At 48.3% G+C, this 6232-nt stretch carries 5 protein-coding genes; all 5 read left to right on the forward strand.

Translation table 11 applies throughout. The features are described 5' to 3' along the window. Positions 1-7: 7 nt before the first annotated feature. The 5 genes from Q502_RS05820 to Q502_RS05840 are packed head-to-tail and all read left to right on the forward strand — an operon-like array spanning position 8 to position 5435. Positions 8-1120: an iron-containing alcohol dehydrogenase family protein gene (locus tag Q502_RS05820; protein ID WP_099829718.1), complete on the forward strand. Its 1113-nt coding sequence runs from the start codon at positions 8-10 to the stop codon at positions 1118-1120. Positions 1121-1130: 10 nt separating this feature from the next. After that, positions 1131-1961, forward strand: a complete 831-nt coding sequence (locus Q502_RS05825; protein ID WP_099829717.1) for a transketolase — start codon at positions 1131-1133, stop codon at positions 1959-1961. A 4-nt stretch (positions 1962-1965) separates the two neighbouring features. Then, a complete protein-coding gene (locus tag Q502_RS05830) occupies positions 1966-2946 on the forward strand; it encodes a transketolase family protein (RefSeq protein ID WP_099829716.1) in 981 nt (326 codons plus the stop codon). Next, positions 2927-4960 (forward strand): alpha-glucosidase, encoded by a 2034-nt coding sequence (locus Q502_RS05835; protein ID WP_207759742.1) that lies wholly within the window; start codon positions 2927-2929, stop codon positions 4958-4960. Before Q502_RS05830 ends, Q502_RS05835 begins: the two co-directional genes overlap by 20 nt. Then, positions 4953-5435, forward strand: a complete 483-nt coding sequence (locus Q502_RS05840; RefSeq protein WP_099829714.1) for an RpiB/LacA/LacB family sugar-phosphate isomerase — start codon at positions 4953-4955, stop codon at positions 5433-5435. The genes Q502_RS05835 and Q502_RS05840 overlap by 8 nt, the downstream gene beginning before the upstream one ends. The last annotated feature ends 797 nt before the right edge of the window (positions 5436-6232 follow it).

The following is a 6232-nucleotide window of genomic DNA, read 5'->3' on the forward strand; positions in this document are numbered from 1 at the left end:
GTTTTTTATGGATATGAACTTCTTTCTCCCGGTGAAGGTAATATTTGGGAGCGGAAGAATTAGAGAACTTGGCTCACTCGTAGTAGGAAACAGAACTATGATCGTTTCAGATAGTATTCTTCTGGACCTAGGCTTTGTCTCTGAAGTTAAGGGAGAAGCCGGTAGAACCGATATTATAGAGTTTTGCGAAGTCGAACCGAATCCCAGCTGCGAGACCGTAGATAGAGCAGCGAAAATTGGCAGAGAACACTCTGTGGATACTATCGTTGCCGTCGGAGGCGGTAGCGTAATGGATACTGCAAAGGCTGTGGCCTGTCTGATGTCTAATACTGGAAAGATAAAGGACTATCTGGACGGCAGCAGAACCTTCACTTCCAGAAAAGTTAGACTGATATGTGTTCCAACGACTTCGGGAACGGGGAGTGAAGTAACCAATGTTGGAGTCTATACAGATAAATCAAGCGGCGTTAAAAAGCCGATGGTCTCGGAGTTCTTCTGGAGTGACTTTGCGATAGTGGATCCTGAACTTACATTCTCACTTCCAAAGAGCGTTACAGCCTCTACGGGTCTGGACGCACTTTCACATGCGATAGAATCCTACTGGGCTAAGTCCAGCCAACCCGTGAGCGAGTCTCTCGCTATCCGGGCGATCGATCTGATTATGAACAATCTGCGTAGAGCCTGTATCGACGGCGATAAAGAGTCCAGAGAGGGCCTTTCAATGGCTAGCCTTCTAGCGGGAATGGCCTTCAGTCAGACCAGAACGACTATCCTTCACGCGATCAGCTTTCCTCTAACAAACGTTTATGGCGTTCCCCATGGATTCGCCTGTGCCCTTGCAATGCCTGAGGTGCTGAAACTCAATTACAAGGTAATCGGCGAGAAACTTGACATTCTGATAAGATACTTGGGGTTCGAAGACGTTGGTGAGTTCGCAGTAGCCATAGAAGATCTGATGATCGTGGGAGAGGCTCCGAGAAAGCTATCTGAAATCGGAATCAGAGAAGAGGATCTCGACGGACTCGTCGATTCCTCGCTCTCCTCGCCAATAGCGAAACTGAATCCGGCAAATATTGGCAGAAAAGAGCTTAGAGAGATATTCGAGCATATTCTTCAGTGAGGTGGATAAATTGAATAAGGATGAGATTCAAGAACTTCAAAGAAAGGCAAGAAAGGTGAGGGCTCTGGTAATCGAAATGATCGGCCGCCTAGGCGTTGGCCATATAGGTGGAGCTTTGTCGATCGTCGATGCACTCACGGTCCTTTACTTCAGAGTGATGCAAGTTAGGCCAGAAGAACCTTCGTGGCCGGAAAGAGATCACTTTGTTCTCTCGAAGGGCCATGGTGGACCGGGCCTGTATGCCGTACTGGCCGAGAGAGGATTCTTCTCTACTGACCTCCTCTGGACTCTGAATAAGCCCGAAACACTATTACCTTCCCATTGTGACAGACTGAGAACCCCGGGAATAGATATGACGGCCGGCTCGCTTGGCCAGGGATTCTCTGCGGCAGTAGGTATTGCAATAGCCAAAAAGATCTCGGGGAACCCTTCGAGGGTCTTCACAATAATTGGCGATGGTGAGAGCCAGGAAGGCCAGATCTGGGAAGCTGCAATGCTCGCTTCTCACAGAAAACTGGATAATCTAATTGCGATGCAGGATTACAACAGAATGCAGATCGACGGAAATATCTCTGACGTAAATGGACTTGAACCTCTAGAAGACAAGTGGCGGGCCTTCGGCTGGAATGTGACTTCCATAGATGGCCACAATGTAGAAGAGATAACCGATGCGATCGGAAAGGCAAAAGAGCGACGCGATCGCCCTTCAATGATCATACTAAATACTATCAAAGGCAAAGGAGCCTATTTCGCCGAGGGTAAGCTTTCCAGTCACAACATGAAAGTGACCGAAGAAGAGTGGCAGAATGCTATCGTCGAACTCCAGAGGGAAGGAGTGTAGTTAAATGGAACTGTCAGGACGAGAGCTTAGAAGTGTTTACACGGAAAAACTAATGGAAATTGCTGAAAAAGACGATAGAGTAGTCGTGCTTGAAGCCGATCTTGGCAAGGCTTCGGGAACAATACCTTTTAAGGATAAGTACCCAGATCGCTTCATAGACGTCGGAGTCGCCGAAGCCAACATGATAGGAGTAGCATCTGGATTGGCCGTGATGGGTAAGATTCCGTTTGCCCACTCGTTCACTCCGTTTGCTACACGAAGGGCGTATGATCAAATTGCAATATCGGTTGCGTACGCCAGATTGAATGTCAAGATTGGAGGAACCGATCCCGGAGTAACGGCAGAGCTTAACGGAGGAACCCATATGAGCTTCGAGGATGCCGGTATCGTGAGAAATCTGCCCGGAATGATCGTGGTGGAACCAGCCGATTCGGTTCAACTTCTTTCATTGCTTCCCCAGATAATGGAAGTCGACTCCCCTGTCTATATGAGGCTCGATAGAAAGAACACAAAGCTCTTCTTCGAACCCGATACAGAGTTTACGCTTGGAAAAATCCATCAGATAAGGGATGGAAGCGATGTGACGATTATCTGCAGTGGAATAATGATACAGAGCTCAGTAGAAGCGGCAAAGATTCTCGAAAGAGAAGGTGTTAATGCCCGTGTTCTCAATATGCACACCCTCAAGCCGATCGACAGAGAACCGATACTGAAGGCTGCTGAAGAGACCGGTGCAATAGTAACGGCCGAAAACCACAGTATAATTAACGGTTGGGGAAGCGCGGTAGCCGAAGTTATCTCTGAGGATTGTCCGGTACCGCTTAGAAGAATAGGAGTCAGAGACCATTTCGGAGAGGTTGGAATGACCGACTTTCTTCTGAAGAAATACAAAATGACGGCCGAAGATATCGCGCAGGCCGCAAGAGATGCCATGGCATTGAAGTCAAAGGATGCAGGAGGTAAAGATGTTCAGGGTAATGAATAGCAAGAACAGGTTGCAGATTTATCTTGACGAAGTGCTGTTGATCGATCACTCGAGAGAGAGACCAAGTATCTTCCTGGGAAAGGGTAATGAGACATTCGACATGTATCACGGAAGCTTCGAAATTGTGGACGAGCTGGAAGAGAGGATCGCGCTTCGCGACTGGAGAGTGAAGGAGAATCTCCCCGAAGAAGTCGTTTTGATCTTTGGAAAAAATCTTGAAGAGATCGAAATAACACTCTCCTTCTTCGAGGGTCGAATGAAGATGGAGTTAAAGGGTAATAACTCTAAGGCCAACCGGTTATGGATAAGAATAATGGCCGAACCGGGCGAGCATATTTACGGTTGTGGAGAACAGTTCTCCGAGCTTGATCTCAGGGGAAAGAAGGTGCCTCTCTGGGTCTCTGAACAGGGCGTGGGGAGAAACAAGAAGGAATTGCTGACCTTCTTTGCCGATAAGCTCGAAAGGGCCGGCGGCGACTGGTACACCACTTACTATCCCCAACCAACGTTCGTTTCGACAAGAAGGTTCTACTGCCACGTAAATGACAGTCACTATATGAGATTTGATTTTTCCCATGACGATTATCATGAGCTAGAATGCTGGGCTATTCCAGAATCAATAATATTCGGGACGGGAAAGAGCCTTCTGGAAGTTCTCGAAAAACAGTCGGCCTACCTTGGAAGACAGCCGGAGCTGCCGGAATGGTCCTTAGATGGAGTCCTTCTTGGTCTTCAGGGTGGAATGGACATAGTGATGCCTAAAGTTGAAGAGGCTCTTAAGAGAGGGCTAAAGATTGCGGCGATATGGATTCAGGACTGGGAAGGTAAGAGAATCACTTCATTTGGAAAGCAGCTAATGTGGAACTGGGAGTACGATCGTACGATGTACCCGGACCTTCCGGCGCTTATAGAAAAGCTTAAGAATCGTGGAATTAGAGTCATGGGTTACGTAAATCCCTTTCTGGCGCTTGAAGGGAACCTCTACAAAGACGCATCGGAAAATGGCTATCTCGTAATGAAAAGCGACGGGAGCGAGTACCATGTGGTTATAACTACCTTTCCGGCAGCAATTGTAGATATCACAAATCCAGAAGCCTATGTCTGGTTGAAAGAGATAATCAAGAATAACATGATCGGTATTGGTCTCTCCGGCTGGATGGCGGATTTTGGTGAATATCTTCCCACGGATGCAGTTCTCTATTCGGGTGAAGATGCCCGGAGCTTTCACAACAGATTTCCGCCGATCTGGGCCAGACTGAATCGAGAGGCCGTTGAAGAGGCCGGAAAACTTGGAGAAGTCTTCTTCTTTACAAGAGCTGGATATACGGGAACTACCGCCTATTCGACTCTGATGTGGGCCGGAGATCAGATGGTAGATTGGAGCGTGGATGATGGACTTCCTTCGGTGATACCCGCAGCGCTCTCCCTGGGTTACAGTGGTTTCGGTCTCTCACATTCAGATACGGGGGGCTATACAACCATAAAGAATATAATGGGTAACGTAACTAGATCTAAGGAACTTTTTATTAGATGGAGCTCGCTTTCGGCATTTACGCCGGTAATGAGGACACATGAGGGGAACAGACCCGACGACAACTGGCAGTTCGACTCCGACGACGAGACTCTTCTTCACTTTGCAAAGATGAGCAGCATTCACCAGAAATTGAAACCTTATCTTAAAGAGCTAATTAGTGAGAATAGCACGAGAGGAATTCCGGTAATGAGGCATCCTCTTCTCCATTACGAAGGCGATCACAATTTCTACACGATGAAGTATCAGTATATGCTGGGGCCAGATCTTATGGTGATTCCAGTTATCGAAGAAGGTAAGAGGACACAGGAAGTCTATCTTCCCGAAGACGAATGGATAGATTTATGGTCTGGTAAAGAATACGGTCCCGGTAGATATGTCGTCGATGCTCCTCTGGAGACGATTCCTGTCTTCTTCAAAAAGAACTCGAATTTTGCCGGACTCTTCAGAGAGCTGGCGGATATTGGAGGTAAAGATGTTTGAAAAGAGAATAGTTATTGGTGCGGACAAGTCCGGTTTCCCCTTGAAGGAGGCCCTAAAATCCCATCTATTAGAGAAGGGCTACGAAGTCGAAGATGTTGGAATGCAGTCTATGGAAGATTTTCAGCCTTACTTCGAAGTTGCGCCAAAGGTTGCTAGAAAGGTCCAAGCTGGAGAGTTCGACCGAGGCCTTCTCTGCTGCGGTACCGGAATGGGAATGGCAATTGTAGCCAATAAGTTCAAGGGAATCTATGCAGCCGTAGTCGAAGGCAGCTACGCCGCCAAGATGGCAAAGGTAATTAACAACGCAAATGTCCTTACGATGGGAGGCTGGAAACTGGCTCCTCAAGAAGCGATAGATATGTTGGATCGCTGGCTGAATGCCAGTTTTACCGAAGGCTTTCCCGAAGACAGACAGGAATTCTTGAAAAATGCTTTTGGAAAAGTTAAAGAGATAGAAGAAGAGAATTTCCGTTAGGCATATGCGAAAAGGCTGTCAAGCGAGTCGATAGAGGGTAGACGTAAGAAGATCAAGATCTTTGCGCTCTTCCAACCTCTAGCCTGTCGCCTCTAACCTCTGCTCCTATCGTCGCGCCAGTTCCGCTTCGCGGGCAAAAGATCGATGGAGAGTGGAGCTGAGACAAAGAACATCGAGACGTTCGCTTCGCTCACGAGAAGGCGGGGAAAAATCCATCACTGCTGAAATAAGACGCAATGCCGCCTTCGGCGGGATGCAATTCGCCGAAGAGCAGCGGCGGACGCAAGGCTGGCTTCGCCAGGAAGTGATTCCCGGAGGAACGTCCGGGGAAGTGATGCGCCGAAAGATCACCGGCGGAGGCGATGCTGGCGCTTGCGCCCCAGGATGAAGCGAAAGAGCAGGAGTCGATCTCAGTTTATGCTGGTCACAAAGAGCCGCTGAAGGCTGTAAGCAGGGTAGAGCCATAATCCGTTGACCGTTCAAGAGGAAAAAATCTGTTCTTCGTTCCAGAGCGAGGATCTGTTCCTCGTTCTTGGAAAGATCACATTGTGAGAGGATGCAGATCCTTGCCAGAAGCCCGCCAGAATGACCGAAAGCAAGAAAAGACCGTCATCCCGTAGAGCCTGCCCTCGAATCTCCTCATTCTGTCATCCCGGTAAGTCTGGGTGATTAGAGCACCCATAAATCCCCCCCATTCTGTTATCCCGTAGAGCCTGCCCTGGAATTTGCTCACTTTGTCATCCCGTGATGCTTCTGCACGGGATCTGGTTTCTCTCCTTGTTCTTCGTAGTCTCGAA

Source organism: Mesotoga sp. Brook.08.YT.4.2.5.2., assembly GCF_003351125.1.
Classification (GTDB): Bacteria; Thermotogota; Thermotogae; order Petrotogales; family Kosmotogaceae; genus Mesotoga.

What these genes read in the sequence shown, in the direction of transcription:
- Q502_RS05820 (WP_099829718.1), top strand. Translation starts at nt 8, where the DNA reads ATGGATATGAACTTCTTTCTCCCGGTGAAGGTAATATTTGGGAGCGGA.
- Q502_RS05830 (WP_099829716.1), top strand. Translation starts at nt 1,966, where the DNA reads ATGGAACTGTCAGGACGAGAGCTTAGAAGTGTTTACACGGAAAAACTA.
- Q502_RS05835 (WP_207759742.1), top strand. Translation starts at nt 2,927, where the DNA reads ATGTTCAGGGTAATGAATAGCAAGAACAGGTTGCAGATTTATCTTGAC.
- Q502_RS05840 (WP_099829714.1), top strand. Translation starts at nt 4,953, where the DNA reads ATGTTTGAAAAGAGAATAGTTATTGGTGCGGACAAGTCCGGTTTCCCC.